Annotated in this window: 16 protein-coding genes; all 16 read left to right on the plus strand. The window is 71.5% G+C overall.

All coding sequences use genetic code 11. The annotated features are described in order from the left end of the window. Window positions 1-7: 7 nt before the first annotated feature. The 16 genes from ACWFR1_RS12060 to ACWFR1_RS12135 all read left to right on the plus strand — a co-directional run bounded on the left by ACWFR1_RS12060 (window position 8) and on the right by ACWFR1_RS12135 (window position 18,988). Window positions 8-259: a hypothetical protein gene (locus ACWFR1_RS12060; protein WP_453549480.1), complete on the plus strand. Its 252-nt coding sequence runs from the start codon at window positions 8-10 to the stop codon at window positions 257-259. A 125-nt stretch (window positions 260-384) separates the two neighbouring features. Beyond that, window positions 385-723, plus strand: coding sequence for a DUF1360 domain-containing protein (locus ACWFR1_RS12065; RefSeq protein WP_453549483.1), 339 nt, complete (start codon window positions 385-387; stop codon window positions 721-723). Further along, window positions 723-2,477, plus strand: coding sequence for a hypothetical protein (locus ACWFR1_RS12070; protein WP_453549485.1), 1,755 nt, complete (start codon window positions 723-725; stop codon window positions 2,475-2,477). The genes ACWFR1_RS12065 and ACWFR1_RS12070 overlap by 1 nt, the downstream gene beginning before the upstream one ends. Next, entirely contained in the window at window positions 2,474-2,698 is a 225-nt protein-coding gene (locus ACWFR1_RS12075; protein WP_453549487.1) for a hypothetical protein, read from the plus strand. Before ACWFR1_RS12070 ends, ACWFR1_RS12075 begins: the two co-directional genes overlap by 4 nt. After that, on the plus strand, window positions 2,691-2,936 hold the full coding sequence (locus ACWFR1_RS12080) for a hypothetical protein (protein WP_453549489.1): 246 nt from the start codon (window positions 2,691-2,693) through the stop codon (window positions 2,934-2,936). The genes ACWFR1_RS12075 and ACWFR1_RS12080 overlap by 8 nt, the downstream gene beginning before the upstream one ends. Beyond that, on the plus strand, window positions 2,929-6,387 hold the full coding sequence (locus ACWFR1_RS12085; protein ID WP_453549491.1) for a phage minor head protein: 3,459 nt from the start codon (window positions 2,929-2,931) through the stop codon (window positions 6,385-6,387). Before ACWFR1_RS12080 ends, ACWFR1_RS12085 begins: the two co-directional genes overlap by 8 nt. 34 nt (window positions 6,388-6,421) lie before the next feature. After that, on the plus strand, window positions 6,422-6,598 hold the full coding sequence (locus ACWFR1_RS12090; protein ID WP_453549494.1) for a hypothetical protein: 177 nt from the start codon (window positions 6,422-6,424) through the stop codon (window positions 6,596-6,598). Window positions 6,599-6,708: 110 nt separating this feature from the next. Continuing rightward, window positions 6,709-8,343 carry a major capsid protein gene (locus ACWFR1_RS12095; RefSeq protein ID WP_453549496.1) on the plus strand — a complete coding sequence of 545 codons (1,635 nt, stop codon included), beginning with the start codon at window positions 6,709-6,711 and terminating at the stop codon, window positions 8,341-8,343. Window positions 8,344-8,422: 79 nt separating this feature from the next. Then, window positions 8,423-9,265, plus strand: coding sequence for a cupin (locus ACWFR1_RS12100; RefSeq protein ID WP_453549498.1), 843 nt, complete (start codon window positions 8,423-8,425; stop codon window positions 9,263-9,265). After that, complete coding sequence (locus ACWFR1_RS12105; protein ID WP_453549501.1) at window positions 9,265-9,675, plus strand: hypothetical protein; 411 nt, start codon at window positions 9,265-9,267, stop codon at window positions 9,673-9,675. The genes ACWFR1_RS12100 and ACWFR1_RS12105 overlap by 1 nt, the downstream gene beginning before the upstream one ends. 3 nt (window positions 9,676-9,678) lie before the next feature. Then, window positions 9,679-15,588 (plus strand): hypothetical protein, encoded by a 5,910-nt coding sequence (locus ACWFR1_RS12110; protein ID WP_453549503.1) that lies wholly within the window; start codon window positions 9,679-9,681, stop codon window positions 15,586-15,588. Then, window positions 15,588-16,223 carry a hypothetical protein gene (locus ACWFR1_RS12115; RefSeq protein WP_453549505.1) on the plus strand — a complete coding sequence of 212 codons (636 nt, stop codon included), beginning with the start codon at window positions 15,588-15,590 and terminating at the stop codon, window positions 16,221-16,223. Before ACWFR1_RS12110 ends, ACWFR1_RS12115 begins: the two co-directional genes overlap by 1 nt. A gap of 187 nt (window positions 16,224-16,410) precedes the next feature. After that, window positions 16,411-16,635: a hypothetical protein gene (locus ACWFR1_RS12120; protein WP_453549507.1), complete on the plus strand. Its 225-nt coding sequence runs from the start codon at window positions 16,411-16,413 to the stop codon at window positions 16,633-16,635. 9 nt (window positions 16,636-16,644) lie between these two features. After that, a complete protein-coding gene (locus ACWFR1_RS12125; RefSeq protein WP_453549509.1) occupies window positions 16,645-17,634 on the plus strand; it encodes a glycosyltransferase family 4 protein in 990 nt (329 codons plus the stop codon). A gap of 57 nt (window positions 17,635-17,691) precedes the next feature. Beyond that, window positions 17,692-18,762, plus strand: coding sequence for a hypothetical protein (locus ACWFR1_RS12130; RefSeq protein WP_453549511.1), 1,071 nt, complete (start codon window positions 17,692-17,694; stop codon window positions 18,760-18,762). Between the two features lie 10 nt (window positions 18,763-18,772). Beyond that, window positions 18,773-18,988, plus strand: a complete 216-nt coding sequence (locus ACWFR1_RS12135) for a hypothetical protein (protein WP_453549513.1) — start codon at window positions 18,773-18,775, stop codon at window positions 18,986-18,988. The last annotated feature ends 89 nt before the right edge of the window (window positions 18,989-19,077 follow it).

Genomic DNA, 19,077 nt, shown 5'->3' on the forward strand with positions numbered 1-19,077 from the left:
TGGTCCCGTGATGAAGCTGACTCGCGTGGAATGCCCGAGCTGCACCCGGTCCATCGCGGCCGGGATGGTCGCCGGCCGACTCGGCAAGGGCCGGATCTGGCGACACGACGCCCCCGACGCCCGCCGCGACTCCGAGGGACACCTGCTGTCATGCGCCGGATCGCTGGAGATCGTGGACCTGACGTACGGGCAGATGGAGATCGCCGTCGGCCAGCCCGAGACCGACGCGGAGCCAGCCGTCGCGATAGCCCTGTTCTGACCCCACCCCTGTTTATGATCTAAAAACGTGGCCTGACCTGCACAGATCTCTCCGGGAGCCCCTGTTCCGGATGGCTTATCATCCCCGCCACACTCGGCCGGATGATCTGCCTTCGGGGTACGGAAATGATCAATCTCGTAGTTCTCGCCGTCCTGGCGCTCGCCGGATATCGCGGCACCCAGCTCGTCGTCCATGACTCCCTGCTCGATCCGGCCCGCGCCCGGATCGACGCCTGGCAGCAGCGCCGCCCCACCTCGGCGTTCCGCGACGCGGTCGTGACGCTGATCTCCTGCGTCTACTGCACCGGCTGGTGGGTATCCGGCGCCCTGCTCCTGACGTGGCTCCTCGTCACCGACTCCTGGCACGGCACGCCCGTCCTGGTCCACGGCATCGAGTGGCTGGCCGTCGCCGGCGCGGCCGTCCTCCTCAACCGCTGGGACGACTCGCGCCAGGACGACCACTGATGGCGGCGCCCCGCACCATCACCGCGGCGGCCTCCCGGTACACGTCGCGGAAGATCCGGGGGCGCGGGGCCGGTGACCAGTCGTGGCAGTCCAGGGCCTACGACATGTACCACGCCGTCCCCGAAGTCCGGTTCGCCGCCTCATGGATCGGCAACGCCATGGGCGGCGCCCGCCTGTTCGCCGGCCGCCGCGCCGACGACGGCACGATCGAACCGGCACCCGAGGGGCACCGGGCGCACGAGATCGTCTCCCAGATCGCCGGAGGCCCTGACGGGCAGTCGAAGATGCTCGGCGCGTTCGGCCGGCACCTGACCGTCCCCGGCGAGGGCTGGATCGTCGTACGCCCCAACGACGAAGTCCTCAGCCCCTACTCGCCCGAGGACGGCCACGACTGGCGGGTCCTGTCGGTGAAGGAGGTTAAGCAGCGGTCCGGCAAGCTCATGGCCGAGATCGACGGCGAAGACGTCCCGATCCTCGAGGGCGACCCGGACAACATGGGCCCCGACGGGCCCGTGGCGATCCGTGTGTGGGAGCCGGACCCCGAGCGGGCCATCGAGGCCGACAGCCCCGTCCGCTCGTCGCTGGAGCTGCTGGAGGAACTGCTCCTCCTCAATGCCGCCGTGAAGGCCATCGCCCGAAGCAGGATCACCGGCCGCGGGCTGCTCCTTATTCCGAAGGGCACGAGGTTCCCGACGTCCGGCGCGGCCGGCGACGCGGAGGATGACCTGATCGAGGTGTTCATGACGATCGCCGAGACGGCGATCCGTGACCCCGAGTCGGCCGCCGCGACGGTCCCGATCATCCTGGAACTCCCCGCTGACGCGATCTCCGACTTCAAGCTGATCAAGTTCGAGTCGGAGTTTGACGAACTCGCCATCAAGCTCCGCGACGAGGCCGTACGCCGCTTCGCCACGGGCCTGGAGATCCCCGCCGAAATCCTCCTCGGCCTGGGCGACGTGAACCACTGGGGGGCCTGGGCGCTCACCTCGGAGGCGATCCGCCTCGGCATCGAACCCAAGCTCGCCACCGTCTCGTACGCCCTCACACAGCAGTGGCTGCGCCCGATCCTTGAATTCGAGAAGGTCGAGGACTGGCACCGCTGGCTCGTCTGGTACGACACCAGCCCGCTGCGGGTGCGCACCAACCGCAGCGAGACCGCTCTGCAGGCGCACGACCGAGGCGTCATCTCCGATGCGGCGCTGCGCCGCGAGACCGGATTCGACGAGTCCGACGCTCCCGACGCCGAAGAGGTTGCCCGCCGCAACCTGGCCCCCGACGACAACCCGAGCAACCAGAACGACACCCCCGACGAGGAAGAGACCCCGCCGACGCCACCCGATCTGCCGGTGGACGAGTCCGAGGCACCGCCGGAAACCCTCGCAGCCTCGATCGGCCCCGGTGACGGCCTCCTTGCCGCTGCTGACGGCCTGATCTGGCAGGCCCTCACCTCCGCCGGCGAGAAGCTGCGGAAGACCCCGGCCTGCCCGCGCAGCGAACGCGCCAAGGCCCGCGACATTGCCTCGGCCAGACTGCACACCCTCCTCCCGGTCGACTCCGTGCAGGTCGAGCAGTGGCGTCTCCTCGACGGCGCCTGGTCCCGCGTCCCCGAGATCGCCGACCGGTACGGCCTGGACCCGGAGTGCCTGACCGCGTCCCTGGACGACTACGCCCGCGAGCTGATCGCCGCCGGTGTGGAGCACGAGTTCCGGATCGTGCCGTCCGTCCTCACCTCCTGCGTCGGGGCGGCCGCATGACACCCCGGCCCACGAGGCACTCCGCCCCGACCGGCGTCGCGCTCCACCCCGGCAGCCTGCGGACCGGCTGGTGCGCCAACTGTCGGGCGTGGACCCGCATCAGCGCGGACCTGCTGCTCCTCACCCTCGGTGGTGTCACCACCGCCGGTACGTGGGCGTGGTGCGAGGTCCACGACGACCCCGACAGTCCACTCCCCGCGCGGAGGATCGACCGTGGATGACGCAACGCCCACCGGCCAGGAAGCGGTCCGGTCCCTTCCGGATCCGCACATGCTGCTTACGTCGGAGACCGAGCAGTCGTGCCCCGAGTGCCGGAAACCGACTCTCGGAATCGTCACCGTCACCGTCTCCGTCGGCTTCGGCCCCGATACAAAGGTGAAGCCCATCGGCGGATGGGCCCTGTGTACGAACTGCCACGCCGCCCCGCACCCGGTCATGGAAAGGGCCGACCATGGCTGACCGGGACCGCCAGCTCGCCCAGACCGAGGACGACTTCGCCGAAGCCGTCGCTGCCGCGCTCACCGAGACCGCCAACGAGTTCGCCGACGCCGTCCAGGCCGCGACCGAACTCGTCGCGGCCCGGTTTTCCGTCGGCCGGATCGCACGCATGTGGGGTAACCGGACCCGCCGGCTCGTACGGCGCCTCCTCGGAACCGCCGACACAGCCGTCCAGGCCGCCCTCGAGGACATTGGCGCCGAACTCCCCGCCGGCTGGGACGACCTGCCTGGCCGGTACGACGACGGCACCCTTCCCGACAGCATGGGCGAGTACGTCGAGACGACCGAGCACCTGCTGCGCGCGGTCGGCGACCGGCTCGCCGAGGCCGCGCGCCGCGAACTCGCCGCCGGCCTGGACGCGGGCGAGGACCTGGACCAGCTCCGCGCCCGGCTCCGCCAGGCGTTCGCCCGTGAGGGTGCGCAGCTCGGCCCCGTTCGGGAGCAGCGGATCGCGCGCACCGAGGCGTCCCGCGCCTGGAACACCGCGACGCTTGCCGCCGCGCAGGCCGCCGAGGGCCTGGACGCCCCGATCGTGAAGCAGTGGGTCACCCGCCACGACACCCGAGTCCGCGAGTCCCACGACCAGGTCGACGGACAGATCCGGCTGCTCGTCGAGCCGTTCACCGTCGGCGGCGTGCCCATGCAGACCCCCGGCGACCCTTCGGCCCCGGCCAGCCAGGTCGTGAACTGCCGCTGTCGCCTCGCAGTCGAACCCCAGCTTGCCTCTTCGGCCTTCGGATCGAAGACCAGACCGCGCACTGACGCCTTGGAAACCGAGGAGACCCGGATGGACGGACCCCTGACCGCCGCAGCGGGCGGCCACACCGGGGCCATGATCGCCCTGGTGCCCACCCCGGAGGACGCCGAGCGCCTGGCGCTCGTCGCCACCGGCTCCGAACCCGCACACGAGCTGCACCTGACCCTCTTCTACCTGGGGGAAGGAGCTGGCTGGGACGAGGAGCAGCGCGCCGACCTCATCAGCCGCGTCCGCGCCCGCGTCGCCGACATCGGCGAGCCGGTCGCTGCCCGCGCGTTCGGCGCGAACCAGTGGAACGCCGACGGCGACGATCCGTGCTGGGTGTGGTCCGTTGGCGACGACCGCGACCGGGCCCACGACGCCCCGACGCTGGAGACAGCCCGCTACGCGGCGGTCTACGCACTCGAGGACATGCACCGTCAGCCCGACCTCCCCACGCAGCACAGCCCGTGGCAGCCCCACGTGGCCGCCGCGTACACACGCAGCCCCTCACTGCTCACGGCGATGAACCAGCGCCTCGGCCCGATCCGCTTCGACAGGCTCAGGATCGCGTTCGCCGGCGAGCACACCGACATCCCGCTCGGCCCAGAACAGGAGACGACCATGGACGAAGCCGAGGAACTGTCCACCAACACCGGCCTGGCCGCCCGCGCCTGGTCCACCCCCGGGGACACGGCGCTCGCGTTCGAAGACGAAGAGACCGGCGACGGCCGCGTGTTCAGGCCCGGCTCGCTGTACTGGTCCGGCGCCGGGCCGTGGCCGCTGCAGTACGCCGACGAGATGCTGATGGGCCACCAGGGCGCCGAGCTCGCCGGCTCCATCCAGGCCCTCGGCCGCGAAGGCGGCCGGATCACCGGCAGCGGCGTCATCTACCCCGGCCGCCCGGCCGGTGCCGACGCCCTGATGCTGCTGGAGGAGGGCGCGCCGCTTGGCGTGTCCGTGGACCTGGACGACGTGAGCGTGGAGTTCGTGGACCGCATCACCCGAGACGAGGACGAGGGCCAGGTCGTGCTCCTGGCGTCACTGCCGTCGGCGTCGCTGCTGCGCCTCGACGACGGCTCCTGGTCGCTGACCGCAACCGCGGCCACCGAGTGGACCGCGTCGGGCGCCGCCCTGTCCCGCACGGCGAACTCCGTGCAGCTCGTCACCGGCAAGGACGGCCGGATCTCCGCCGCCGCCGTACACGCCGCGCTCGGCGATACGGGCACTCTCACCGCGGCGGCCGGCGACCACGACGACCAGGACCTCGGCACCGTCGTACACCGCGAGTCGTCCGGCGACCTCCTGATGCGCGTCACCCGGGCCCGACTGCGGGGCGCAACCCTCGTCGCGATGCCCGCCTACGACCAGGCCCGCATCGTCCTCGACGACCAGCCCGCCCCCAGCACCGTGCCGGACGACGACGAGCAGTGGGCCGCGTCCGGGCCGAGCCCCGCGCACATGCGGGTCGTGAACTACGTGAAGTCCGCCCCGGTCGCCGTCGGAGCCCGCGAAGTCGCCCGCGCCCTCGACATGAAGATGGAGACCGTGCGCGGCCACCTGGCCCGCGCCGCGAAGGCCGGCCGCATCGTCCGCCTCGCCCCCGGCCTGTACGTCGGCCCCGCCACCGAAGGCCCCGACGCCACAGCCTCCGCCGACTTGGACATGGACGGCGACGAGGAACTGGTCGCGTCGGCCTGGACCGCGATGAAGGACCTGCCGCCCATGCCCGCCGGCTGGTTCAAGGAGCCCACCCAGGAGGAACTGCCGCCCGGCTCCGGGGGAGTGCACTACGCCAACGGCCGGATCTACGGCTGGGTCGCCCAGGCCGGTGAGCCGCACGCCGGCTACCCCGGGAAGAAGTTGACGATCGAGTCCCTGGGCGCGCTCAACCTGACCCACTTCCTTCGGGCCCGCTTCAGGCTCGACGACGGCAGGCTCGTCAAGGCCGGAGCCTTCACGATGAACGTCGGGCACCACCGCGACGGTGCGGAGTGTGAGACCGCCGCTTGCCAATTCGACGACACGAGGACCGTGGCGGGGATCGTCACGGTCGGCATGAACGACCGTGGCCTCTGGTTCTCCGGTGCGGCCGGTCCCTGGCTCTCCGAGTGGGATCGGGCCGTGTTCCAGGCCACGCAGCCGAGCTACCACATGAAGGCCGGGCCGGACGGGCGCTGGCAGCTCCGCGCGGTCCTGTCCGTCCCGGAACCCGGGCACTCCTCGCCGCTGCTCGCCGCAGCGGTCGCCGAGCGGTCGAACCTCGCCCTCGCGGCCTCGGCGGCCGGTGCCGTCCTCGACCATGCGGACGCGTCCGGACAGGCTGCGGACGTCGTTCCGGACAACCCGAGCAACCCGGCAGACACGACCGCCCACACCAGGCCTGACCTGCCCGGACAGCGTCCGGACACCGTCCCGGACAACCCGGCGGACACGTCCGGACCTTCGGCCTCGTCAAGCACGCAGCTGGACGCTGTGGTCTCAGCGCTCGCGGCGAACGGCCCGCTCCTCGACGTCCTCGCGGCGGCGCTGCAGCAGCGCGACACCGAGCACCTGAAGGAGGAGAGCGCCGAACTCGCGGCAGCGAGCGAGCCCGAGGATGCGTGGGCGCAAGACGAAGTCGAAGCGCTCCTGCGCCGGGTCCATGCCGCGCCTCCCGTCACCGCCACGTTCTGACCCCCTGTCCAACCTGAACGAAAGAGGGAAACCGATGGCTTGCGCATGCCAGAAGAAGCGTCAGCAGTTCGAAGTGGTCGCGGACGACGGCAAGGGAAAGGTGCTCTTCACCTCGGGGTCGGAGTCGACGGCCAAGGCCGTGTCGAACCGGTACCCGGGCAGCGCTGTCCGTGAGAAGGCGAAGCCCGCGACCGTCACCCAGCAGGGCTGATCCCGGCTTGACACGAGCCCGATGGTGGGAACGGGATCGGGCTATGCTGGTCCGCAGCGTCGCTGGTTCTGGGCCGGACACTCCAAGATCGATCACAGGAGTGCCCGGCCATGGCCGACTTCGAGATTCCCGAGGACGTTTCCGCTCTCAACGACGACGAGTTGAACGACGCTCTTGAGGGCGCGGTCGCCGCCTTCGACGCCAAGTCCCAGAGCACCACCGTCACAACCCGAGACCTCGAATCGCTGCGGTCTCTGGCGACCTGCGTCGACTCGATCCGCACCGAGCAGGCGTCGCGCCGCGAGGCGGCCGAGCAGGCAGCCGCCGAGATCGACGCACTGGCCGCGCAGGTACGCGGCGGCGAGCCCGCGCAGGAGACAGCCGAGGACGCCGAGGAGACCGCCGCGGCGGTCGAGCCCGAGCCGGAGCCCGAGCCGGAGGCCCCGAAGGTCAGCGCCGCCGTGGTCGTCCAGCGGCCCGCGCTCAACCTGTCCGGCGTCCGCCGACGTCAGCCGCGCGTCCTGCCCGAGCCGCCGGCGCCGACCACGTCCATCACCGCGGCGGTCGACGTCCCCGGCTACACGCCGGGCCAGGAACTCGACTTCGGCAGCATCACCGCCGGCATCATCAGCCGCGCCAACGCCCTGAAGACCGCGGGCGGTGGCGTGGGCCAGGTCATCTCGTATCGGCATCCGTACCCGCAGGAGCTGATCGTCACCGACTCGTCGTCGGCGCCCGAGGGCACCACCGTGGCGCTGACCGCGTCGAACCAGAGGCGGCTCCCGCAGGGCGACCTCGTCGCTTCCGGCGGCTGGTGCGCCCCCTCGGAGACGGTCTACGAGCTGACCGACGTGGCCTGCCCCGACATGTTGTGGGACGCCCCGGAGATCCAGCTCGCGAGGGGAGGGTTGAGGTACTACAAGACGCCGTCCCTCGACGTCGGCGCGATGACCTGGGTCCACACCGAAGCCGACGACATCTCCGGTGCGACGAAGCCCTGTTACAGGGTGCCGTGCCCGGATCCGGTCGAGGTCCGCTGCGACGCCGTCGGTGTCTGCCTGGAGGCCGGCATCCTGACCCAGAGGCATTTCCCGGAGCTCGTCTCCTGGTACCTGCGCAACAGCATGGTCGCGCACGAGATCCGGCTCCGTCAGGTTCTGTTCCAGCAGGCCCTGAACACGGCGCAGCAGGTCACCATGGGCCCGTCGTTCGGCGCGCTCTCCGCGGTGTTCAACGCCGTCGCGCTCCAGGCCGCCGACACCATCGAGCGCCACTCCCTGTGCGAGACGACCGCGCTCGAGGTCGTGTTCCCGTGGTGGAGCAAGAACATGTTCCTGGCCGACCTCGCCCGCCAGAACGGGGCCAACATCTGCGACCTGGACCCGAACTGTGTCCAGGACACGTTCACGAAGCTCGGCGTGCGGACCCAGTTCGCCCGCGGCCTCAACCCGGCCGTCCCGGACGACATCGGCGGTCAGGATGCCGCGGTCGCCTGGCCGGACCAGGTGAAGTTCCTCATGTACCCGGCCGGCCAGGTCCAGATCGGTCGCGGCGAGGAGGTCAACCTCGGCGTCATCCACGACAGCACGAAGTTCTCGACCAACGACTACACGGCCCTCTTCGCGGAGGAGTGCGTCGCCCTGGTCGACCGCTCGGTGGACACCCGCCTCGTGACCGTCCCCGTCTGCCCGGACGGTGCGACCGGCGCGCAGCTGGAGATGCTCTGCGCCGCCGACGCCAGCTGACCCCACCCCTGTGACCGTGGCGGGCCCGTGACCTGAACACCGGCCCGCCACAGCCCGATCACCCCCACGGAGGTGGGCCATGCCCGCAGGGATGCGGAAAGCGGTAGAGGCGATCCCCGGCGAGCCGTTGCCGCACGGCATCCTCGGCGGCTGCGCCACCGTGAAGGACGTCAAGAACGTTCACGAGCTGATGGGCGTCGAGTGGCTCGCCCTCGGCTGCTGCCCCGTACGGGAGTGGATCGACCCGTGCGAGGACGACGAGTCTCCTGGTGACGAGTCCCCGGGCTCGCCCCCGCAGAAGCACTTCTGTCGGCCGGCGACCGAGCACGCCGCCCCGCTCACGGTGTACTCGGGCGCGGAGTGCTCGGCGCTCGGCTGGTCGTACGCCGAGGCCCGCGCGCACGCGGAGGCGACGCTCGAACTCGGCGAGCAGCAGGGCCTCGAAGCGGCGTTCTGGCGGTACAAGCTGACGGCCGACGCCATCGACCTCACCCCGGAAGCCGGGCCTGTGAGCATCGCCCAGGGCGTTGCCGTCCTGGAGGGCTGCCTCGCCGAGTCGTACGGAGGCCGCGGCACCCTCCACGTCCCCGCTGGTGCGGGGGCGCTCCTCGGCTGCTGCAACCTCGTCCGCGAGAACCCGGCGAAGGGCACGCTGGAGACCCTCGTTGGGAACTGCGTGATCATCGGCGCCGGGTACTCCGCCATGAACACCGGCCCCGGCGGCACCCCGGCCGAACCCGGTACGGCGTGGCTGTACATCACGGGCCCGCTCGTCATCCGCCGCGGCTCGGCAGAGACGATCCCGAACCGGTCCGCGTCCGTGAACATCCGAACCAACGACCGGCGCGTCATCGTCGAGCGCACCTACGTCGTCGGCACGACGTGCACCGTGTGCGCGGTGCAGATCCAGGTGTGTGACTGATGACCGAGCTCCTGCGCATCCAGCCGGCCGCCGAGCGCCGCCGCGACTTCGCCCGCTGGGCGGTTTCCCAGACGCCCAAGCTGCGCACCGCCAGCACGAACGAGTTCGCCGTCCCGGCCGCCCTGTTCGTCGACGCGCCCGAGGAGATCCTGATCGGCTCGCTGGTCAACGGCCACCGGTACGTCTCGCCTGTCGAGGACGCCGCCCAGGGCCGGCCCGAGCCCGGCGCCCCTCACGACCAAGAGCACGACGACACCGGCCTCGCCCCGACTGGCCAGGACGACATCGAGGCCATCGGCGTCCAGCCCGCTGACGAGACTGCGCCGTTCGCGTGCGGCCTCTGCGAGCGCGAGTACACGACCAAGCGCGGCCGGGACACCCACCGCCGCCAGGCACACCCGGAGGCGTGACCGATGCCCGTCGAGCCGCTGCCCTGCGCCGCCCCCGAGCCCGAGCCGCCCATCCCGCCGTGCTGCTCCCCGGGACTGGCCTCCACCGGCCTGTGCCTCGCGGACGGAACGCCGATCGCGGTCCTCGCCGTCACCGCCTGCGCCGACTGCGGCACCACGGCCGCCGCGCCCGAGCAGACGGGATGGCTCAACCTGCTCACCGGCGCCTTCACGGCCGGGCCGCCGCCGGTCGGCTCGGAGGCCTGCACAGGGCAGCCCGCCCAGTTCGAGGTGGGGCAGTGGTGCGACCTTGACGCCGACGGCAAGGTGATCGCGCCCGTCCTCGTGGAGTACGAGTACGGCGAGGACGGGCAGCTGACCGGTGTCCGCACCCTCACCCCGGCCGGTGACCCGTACACCCCGGCGGGGACGCTCGGGATCTGCCCGGGGCCGGTCGATGACGTGGAGTACGTCATTCTGTGCGACGTCCACGCGGACGGCACGGTGACCGAGTTCCTGCGGGCGCTCACCCCGAACGGGGACGACACGAGCACCGCGCGCGATACGACCCTGGACGGTGCAACGCCGTACACCCCGACGGGCATGGTCGGTGTGTGCCAGCCCGAGGCCGAGCCGTGCCGGGACACTGCGACTGTCCTCCTGTGCGACGCCCCCGCGACGACCACAGTCACAGTCGAGCCGGCCATCACGGACGGCACCCCCGCCGACGTCGGGCAGACCCAGTTCCCGGCTCTCCCCGGCCCGTACACGTCGCTGTGGACTGGCGGCAGTCTCCTCTACCCGGCCGACCCGGGCCCGGCCCAGTCGCACCGGGCGGCCGTCGGCAAGTTCACGGCCAGCCCGTCCGGCTGCGACAACGTCACCGGCACCCTCACCGTGTCCGTCCGCGTCACGCAGAACGGCCCCGGCACCGGCCAGCTCTGGGACGGCGCGCTGCGCCTCTTCCGGGGCACGACCGCCCTGGCGACGGACGACGTGGCCCTGTACGCCCCTCCCGGGCACGTGCAGACGCTCACCGTGTCCGCGCCCGTCACCGCCGCCGACCTCGCCGCCGGTGACCTGGCCTGCGCCCTGATCCTGGAGACCTTCCACGGCACCCCGAAGAGCTGGACCGCCGACCAGTTCACCGCAACCGTCGAGCTCACCGGCTGCGACGAAACCCGCGCCGTGCAGTTCCTCCGCACCCTCGTCACGGACTGCGAGACCGGTGAGACCGTGTCGCAGACGGACACCACCCTGGACGGCGAGCCGTACACGGTCGCCGGCGAGGTCGGGCAGTGCGAGCCTGCGGCCGGGGAGTGCTGCCCGCCGGTACCGCCGGAGACCCGCCTCGACACCGAGACCAGCCCCCTGTGCATCGTCAACGACGCGACCGGCGACGTGGTCGGCCAGGTGCTCACCGTCCGCGTCTGGGACGACCAGACCGGCGTTCTCATCGGGCAGAGCTACATCGACCCCGTCACCAGCGGCGCCGTCACCATCCCGGCGGGGACACACCTCGCTCCCTGTCCCGAGCCGTGCCGGGACACGTCCAGCACGCTCCTGTGCGACACCGCCACCACCGACGTCATCACCGTCCTCGACCCGGCGCACCGGCCGAACGCGGACGGCTGGCAGGTCGTCTCCTTCACCGGCGCCAACCCCGGCTACGGGCCGCAGGCGCCGATGCCGTACCCCGCTCCCTACGGCGCGCTCTTCGGATATCCGGCGCTGGGCGCACGGTCCGACCAGAACGCAGGCTCCAACGGCGTGCAGTGGAGTGGCTACGACAACGCTCCGGTGCGCTGGGTCCTCCGCAAGACCTTCACGGCGCCGGAGGACGGCGTCGCGGTCGTCCAGTCCGTCGGCTTCCGAGGCGACGGCGGCGCCCGAGTGCGTGTCAACGGCCAGGATGCCGGGATGTACGGGCAGTGGAACCAGCCCGCCACCTCTGGCACGGCGCAGATCCCCGTCACGGCCGGCCCGAACACCATCGAGATCGAAGTCCGTGACGTCAACGGCATCAACAACGTCACCGGGCGCCTCGACGTCTCCCTGCCGCACACCACCCAGTTCATGCGCCGGCAGACCGTGGACTGCGCGACCGGCGAGGTCATCGCCACCCACGACACCACCCTCGACGGCGAGCCGTACACGGTCGCCGGGGAGGTCGGGCAGTGCGAGCCCGTGGCCGAGTGCTGCGAGCAGGCGGCGCCGGAGCAGCGCCTCGATGTCGAAACGACGCTCCTGTGCATCCGTGACACGGCCACGGGCGAGGTCCTGGACCAGGTGCTCGTGGAGCGCGTCTACGACGACCAGACCGGCGAGCTCGTTGAGCAGCGCATCACCGACCCGACCACCGCCGCTCCCGTCACCCTGCCGGGCGGCGCGGAGTTGGCGCGCTGCCCGTCGCCGGACCGGATCACCCGGCAGGTCTGCGTCGTCTCCTCCGGCAGCAACGAGTTTCTGACCAACGCCGCCAACGCCACGTCCGGGCAGGACACGGACTGGGTGTGGTCGCCGAACCAGACCGGCCCCTGGTACCCGATGTACCGGGTTTCCCCGAATCCGCTGTGGACCGTGACGGACCCGGCGCCGAACAAGGCGCACTGGGTGGGCCCGCACGCCGACCGCACCGTCTGCCCGACTGCGGGCGAGACCTCGCCGCTGGTCCCGGGCACCTGGTACACCCGCGCGTCCTGGAACCTGCCGGCCAACGTCGATCCGGCGACGATCCGGATCGGTGCCTCGATCCTCAACGCGGACAACGACGTCGTGCAGTGGAGGCTGAACGACGGCGCCTGGCAGCCGGTCGCGGGCGGTCAGCTTGCCCCGCCGGCCTGGTCGTTCCCGCCGACCGCCGTCCCTGGCGGCCGGGCCGGGCAGAACGAGATCATCGTCCAGATCCTGGAGATGCAGCCCGCAGTCACCTGCCCGAGCGGCAACTCGGCCGGCATGATCCTGCACGTCACGGCCTCGTACGACTACGAGCCGCGGGTGTGGACGCAGGTCATCGAGGACGGCCGGGTTTACTACCTCGACGAGAACGGCGACCAGCAGGCGGACATCCCGCCGGGCGACCGGATCGTGTCGTGCGGCGGAGGTGGCGAATGCTGCCCCTGGCGGGACGCCGAGCTCGTGGAACTGTGCGACGTCCAGCCGGACGGAAGCCAGGTGCGGTTCCTGCGGGCGCTCGTCTTCAACGACGCCGACCCGGCCACCCCGAGCATCATCGACCTGGCGCTCGACGGGGTCACCCCGTACACGCCGACGGGCACGGTCGGGGCGTGCCGGGACTGCCCGGCCAGCTTCGACACCGAGTGCGTCAAGCAGGTCGTCAACGGCTGGTCGTACGACAACACCACGGCGTCCGCGTCCAACTGCGGCTCCGTCCAGGGGCCAATCGTCGGCCCGGGTACGACCCCGCAGTTCCCGTGCGCGGGCACGGGCTTGCCGACGGCGTACCAGATCACCTCGTGGATCATCGACGGCGTCGAACTCGTCACGAGCCCGCTCACGTTCCAGAACGGGCCCTGCGGCGACGAGTCGGGCAACGGCCTGCATGACCATTGGGCCGGAGCCCTCACCCAGCTTGATCCCTCCGCGACCTGGGTGACCGCGTACGCCCCAGGGTGTGCCTGGTACGTGCGCAGCGACGATGCTCCGGCGGACCGCGTGTACGGCACCATGCGAATCCGCAACGCGGGCAACACGGCGCAGGTGTGGACGCTCGGCCCGGAGCACTCCTACACCGAGACCCTGTACACGAAGGTCTTCACGCAGGAGTGCGACGGCACGGTCACCGTGACCTGGCTCGACGCCCAGGGCGTGGAGACCGATCCGCCGGCAGGGCCGGTGGTGTCCTGCGGCGCAGGCGGCGAGGCTGGCCCGGACGTGGAGGTCCTGGAGCTCTGCGATGTCGACCCCGTTGCCGGGACCGTGGTCCCGTTCCTGCGGGCCCTCACCTACCGCGACGGGCTCACCGCTCCGACGGTCACGGACACCGCCCTGGACGGCACGACCCCGTACTCCGCGAGTGGCACGGTCGGCCTCTGCCAGCAGCCGGCCGAGGACTGCCGCAACAGCAGCACGCTCCTCCTCTGCGACGTCCCCACCGACGGCGCCCCGGCCCCGACGGTCACCGACACCGCGCCGACCCCGTACTACCCGTACCCGACCGGCCTGCCCATGGCCGGTGCTCAGGCCCTATGGGACGGGAGCGCCCTCACCGTCCCGCCCGGGTCCGGGCCGCAGCCCGGGACGACGGGCACCGTGCGGACGATGGCCGCGAGCATCCAGGCCCCGCGCCCCGGATGCGACACCGGCACCGCGCGGGTGACCGTGTCGGTCGATGCCGAGCAGCAGGGCCCGGATGCCGGGTGTGCCGTCACGGGCGCCCTGCGGCTGTTCACCGGCACGACGATCCTCGCCACAGCGCTGCCGGCGAACAACGCGCCAGTGGGCTGGTCGGGGACGCTAACGGTCGAAGCCGACGTGCCGGCCGCCGACGTCGCCGCCGGGAACCTCACCGTCCTCCTGGCGCTCGATGTGTACGACGACTCGCCCGTCGCGTGCCCCGGTAGCCCGCGCAAGACCTCGTGGCAGCTGTCCGGCTTCACCACGAGCGTCCTGTACGAGCAGACCGGTTGTGCGGAGCAGTTCCTCCGTACGGTCACGACGGACTGCGAGACGGGCGCCGTGACCGCGACGTCGGACACGACCCTCGACGGGCAGCCGTACACGCCGACCGGTGAGCCGGGCCAATGTGCGGCGGCCGGCGGCGGCTCCTGCTGCCCGGAGCAGCCGTGCGGGGACACCGAACTCGCCCAGCTCTGTGACCTGACGTACGACCCGCAGGCCCCCATTGCGACCCCGGCCCGAGACTTCGCCCTGACCGGGAACGTGGTGGCCGCCAACAACGGCACCACCCTGTGGTTCGCCCAGGCCAACCAGGCGGCCAACGGCGTAGCGCAGCTCACCGTCGGCGGGCTGCTCCCGGCCGTGATGTACGAATTCCGGTTCGCCTCCGCGTGGATCGGCGCCGGAAACCCCACCCCGGCCACCAACAACGCGGTCTATCTCCTGGAGATCCTGGACGGCACAACGGTCCTCGCCAACAGGACCCGCAACGTCTCCAACGGGTCGAACGTCTTCCCCGGCGGCGTGCTGTCCGAAGACCTGCCGCCCGTGGCGTTCACCGCGCCCCCTACCGGCGCGGTCACGATCCGGTTCACCGACCAGACGACCGGCGGCCCGATCAACGACCGGGACCTCTTCCTCATGCCGTTGGAGGTGCGGACGGAGACGCTGACCCTCACCAGCACCCCGTTCCTGCGGCGCTTCACCTTCGACTGCGACGGCGACCTCACCACAACCCAGGACCTCGCCCTGGACGGTGCCACGCCGTACGTGGTGCAAGGCGAGGCAGGCCACTGCACCAGTGACGGAGGGACTGCCTCGGCAGTAACCCCGTGCGACGTGCAGAACGTCATCCAGGCGTGCCGGTGCGACGACACGGACGGCGACGGCATCGCGGACACCGATTACGTGGAACTCCTGGGCGTCGACTGCGAGGGCGTCCTCACGTCTCTCGGTACCTACACCCCGGACTACGAGCCGTACACGCCGCTCGCGCCGGTCGAGTGCGACACGGCCGGCGCCGACCCGGCAACGGGTGTTCAGGCGCGGCGCGTCGAGCTCACTGCCGGTCAGACGTGGAATGCGGCGGCCTGGCCGACGCTCCAGTCCGTCACGGCCGTCGCCCGGGGCACCGGCACGATCACGACCGCTGACGGAACGTCCAGCCTCGTGGCCGGGGAGTCCGCCACCTGGTCCGTAGCCCGTGACGACGACGCCGTCCTTACCGGACCGCTCACCATCGCCGCCGACACCGGCACCATCGCCGTGTCCTTCACGACAGGGGCAACGCTCTGATGACCGACTGCTGCCGCTCCGGAGGCACACGGGTCTACCGGAGCGACCCGACCGTCGACCCGGCCTCGTGCAACTCGCTCACCCTCACCGAAGCCGGACTGCTCGCGCCCGCAGTGAAGCTCCAGGCACAACCGGGCCTCACGGCCACGGCACCGGCGGCCGACGCCTGCCCGCAGACGTGGAGCATCGGTGTAGACGCGTCATGGACGCAGAACGGCGTCCTCACCTTCACCCACAGCCTGACGGGCGCTGACCGGGCGTGGGAGCACATCACCGAGGTCCCCACGCTGACGATCCCCCGTGCCGGGGTGTGGGAGGTCGACTACAACGTACGCGGGGTCGTGGGGATGCCAGCGGCCACGGCCGGCGCCGGGTACGTCGTCGCCGGCCTCTACAAGAACGGTGGCCTGATCGTCGGGTCCCAGGCGATGGTCGTCGGCATCGCGGGAACAGGCAGCGCCGCCCAGGCCACCGGCGGACTGTCGTTCCTCCACACCTTCGCCACTGGCGACACCGTCCAGCTATGGGCCAACCGCATCGGCCAGGCCAGCAGCGCCTCGGTCGTCTCCAACCCCGACGGCCGTGTTCGGATCTCGCTCCACTGGCTTGCGCAGACGGGAGACACACCGGCATGAGGACCACCAACCCAGGCAGGAACGGGGCGCCCTGATGGCTGGCACAAGCGGCGTCATGAGCCTCCCGGGCCCGCCTGGCCCTGTTGGTGCGCCGGGCCCGGCGGGTGCCCAGGGGCTCCCTGGGGACCCGGCTCCGGCAGGCCCCCGCGTCGAGCGCCGTACGGCCGTTACGAATGCCTCCGGGGACGTGGTCTCCACCTGGTCGCCGGCCTTCGCCGCGCCCCCGGTTGTCACCGCTTCCGTCCAGGCCGGTGACGGCTTCCGCTCTGTCCGGATCGCGGCCAACTCGGCGGCCTCGACCACAGTGCATGTCGACGCCTCCGCAGGCGTCACACTCCTCGGCATCGGGGTCCTGGCCGTTGGCGCTCCGGCCGCCGGGGTCACCGTCCACGTGCACGCCATTGCCCCCTGAGGAGCCACAATGCGCATCCTGTTCATCCTGCCCGTCTACGGGGAACAGGTGCTGCCCACGGGGGCGTTCGTCACCTCCCGGGAGTACGTGCGGGGGCTCGCCGCAGCCGGGCACCAAGTGGACGTGGTCACCACGATCCGCGAGCCCGGCCGGCCCCGCCAGGAGGGCGGTGTGCGGGTGTGGCCGCTGACGCACTGGCGCCGCGCCCTCCAGGCGGTACGGCCGGAGCTGCTGGTCTCCCACCACGGCGACCGTAAAGCCGCCCGAATCACCGCCCTGGCCAGCAGCATCCCGCATCTGCTGATGGTCCACGGCATGGCGCAGGACCAGGACCTCCGAGACCCGTCGCTGGCCTGGTTCCCGTCACATGCCTGCCGCGACCACTACCCCGGATATCACGGCCAGGTCCTCGTCCTTCCCCCGCCGATCGACCCGGCCGTGTATCGCACACGGCCGGGCAGCCTGATCACTCTCAACGGTTCCACTCCGGAGAAAGGCGCGGACGTCCTGGCCGCAGTCGCCGAGCGGCTGCCCACAGAGCAGTTCCTCATGGTGCGCGCCGCCAGCCACGACCCCGGCCCCCAGCTCCCGAACGTGACCGTGGTCGAGCGGACGGCTCCGCGAGACGTCTATGCCCGTACTCGCATCCTGCTCATGCCGTCTACCACGGAGTCCTACGGCCGGGTGGGGATCGAGGCGATGCTCTCCGGCATCCCCGTGATCGCCGCGCCCCTGCCCGGAATCCGCGAAGCCCTCGGTGTGGCCGCGGCCTACGCCAACCGGAGCGACATCCCTGGCTGGGTGCGCGCCGTCGCGCGGCTCACAGCCCCCACGGCGTATGCCGCTGCCTCCCAGCGGGCCCGCGCCCACGCCGACGCCCTCAACTACGAGGCGAACCTCGGCCACTTCGAGCAGGCGTGCCTGAGCCTGCGCCGACGCCGACCGCCCCCGACGCGGCCTCAACGAGCGCCCCGGCGCCGCCCGGCACGAGCGGCCTAGACTCGACGCTGTACGCCGCTGGTTCTGGGCCGGGCACCCTGCATGAGAGGGATGCCCATGAGCTCCTGCTGCGGAAGCCAGCGCTGCACCTGCCGGGTCGTCGCCGGCCCCGGAATCACGGTCGACGGCAACGGCTCCTCGGCCGCGCCGTACATCATCAGCGGCTCGGGCGGCGCGGCAACCGCGCTCGCCGTCACCGACACCGACACGGTCGACCTCACGCTCACCGGGGACGGCAGCGCGGGCGCGCCCTACACCGTGAGCGGAGCCGTCCGCCTCGACCCGGCCCCGCCGGGCGGCGGCACCAACCTGATCCAGACCGGCGCTGACGGCCTCTCGCTCGAATGCGCCGACGTGCGGGGCTGCTTCTCCGCCGGGGACGGCGCCGCGTACGACCCGGCCGTCGGCGAGGTCGAAGCGCGTCTGTCCACCGACGCGACCAACCGGGTGACCTTCGGCACCGACGGCGGCCTGTTCGTGCCCCCGGCGCCGCCCCCGACGGTCGGGTGCGGCCTCCAGGGCGATGGCACCGCGGCCGCGCCGCTCGCGGCCTTTCCGGTCGCCGGGCAGCGTGCATGGGCAACCGACTGGACCTGTGATCCGGCCACGCAGTCCACCCTCCACTGTGATCCGACGTCGGGCGCGCTGTGGACCCCGCCTGAGCACTACTCTGCCGCTGACCACGTGTACGTCGAGCACTTCAACGGTGGCTGGGTGCAGCCGATCGGCCCCACCGGCGGCTGGGCGATTATCAGCGGCGGTGCAAACGTCCAGTGGAACGTGCCAGCGAACTTCCTTGGCAACATGTGCCGTTGGTGGTCCTACACCGCGAACCTCTACGGCACCTGGGACATCAACTACACCAGCACGGCCGTGTTCGAGCTCGGCTACATCTACACGGAGAACGGCGGCCCGGCGCAGGTCCGGCCCATGTGGGGCCTGCTCACGGCCCCTGGTGTGGCACGTCGTGAGCGTGACGGCGGCTCACTGTTCGAGTCCGGCTACAACATCGCGGCCGGCAGCACGATGCAGCTGGTGATGTGGCCGGCCGTCCGTGTCGTCGCCGGGAGCCTGACGATCAACTCGTGGCTGTCCGATGCCGACCTCCACACCACCACCCAGAACTGAGGAGACCATCGTGAAGTACTACGTCGCGCCGGACGGCACGTCCGCCATGCAGACCACTGACGGCCCCCTCGGCGCCTCGTCCGTCCCCGACGGGTGGGCCGAGGTGACGGCCGAGGAGTACGAGGCCCGGATCGCCGAGGGCAGGGCCGCCGCCGACGCGCGAGCGGAGGAGTTCATCGCCAGCAATGGGGCACCCGGACCCGAGATCCCGCCGACTGCCGTGTGACTGGCGCGGTACCGGCGGGCCCTTCCCCGGCGGTACCGCGCTGCTACGCCCGGTTCTGGCGGGCTCTGCGCGGCTATGCTGGGTGTGAG

Source organism: Streptomyces sp. NPDC055103, from assembly GCF_053607625.1.

Excerpts from the sequence above, each read along its gene's own strand:
- ACWFR1_RS12065 (WP_453549483.1), top strand. The coding sequence starts at position 385 with ATGATCAATCTCGTAGTTCTCGCCGTCCTGGCGCTCGCCGGATATCGC.
- ACWFR1_RS12070 (WP_453549485.1), top strand. The coding sequence starts at position 723 with ATGGCGGCGCCCCGCACCATCACCGCGGCGGCCTCCCGGTACACGTCG.
- ACWFR1_RS12075 (WP_453549487.1), top strand. The coding sequence starts at position 2,474 with ATGACACCCCGGCCCACGAGGCACTCCGCCCCGACCGGCGTCGCGCTC.
- ACWFR1_RS12085 (WP_453549491.1), top strand. The coding sequence starts at position 2,929 with ATGGCTGACCGGGACCGCCAGCTCGCCCAGACCGAGGACGACTTCGCC.
- ACWFR1_RS12090 (WP_453549494.1), top strand. The coding sequence starts at position 6,422 with ATGGCTTGCGCATGCCAGAAGAAGCGTCAGCAGTTCGAAGTGGTCGCG.
- ACWFR1_RS12095 (WP_453549496.1), top strand. The coding sequence starts at position 6,709 with ATGGCCGACTTCGAGATTCCCGAGGACGTTTCCGCTCTCAACGACGAC.
- ACWFR1_RS12100 (WP_453549498.1), top strand. The coding sequence starts at position 8,423 with ATGCCCGCAGGGATGCGGAAAGCGGTAGAGGCGATCCCCGGCGAGCCG.
- ACWFR1_RS12105 (WP_453549501.1), top strand. The coding sequence starts at position 9,265 with ATGACCGAGCTCCTGCGCATCCAGCCGGCCGCCGAGCGCCGCCGCGAC.
- ACWFR1_RS12110 (WP_453549503.1), top strand. The coding sequence starts at position 9,679 with ATGCCCGTCGAGCCGCTGCCCTGCGCCGCCCCCGAGCCCGAGCCGCCC.
- ACWFR1_RS12115 (WP_453549505.1), top strand. The coding sequence starts at position 15,588 with ATGACCGACTGCTGCCGCTCCGGAGGCACACGGGTCTACCGGAGCGAC.
- ACWFR1_RS12125 (WP_453549509.1), top strand. The coding sequence starts at position 16,645 with ATGCGCATCCTGTTCATCCTGCCCGTCTACGGGGAACAGGTGCTGCCC.
- ACWFR1_RS12130 (WP_453549511.1), top strand. The coding sequence starts at position 17,692 with ATGAGCTCCTGCTGCGGAAGCCAGCGCTGCACCTGCCGGGTCGTCGCC.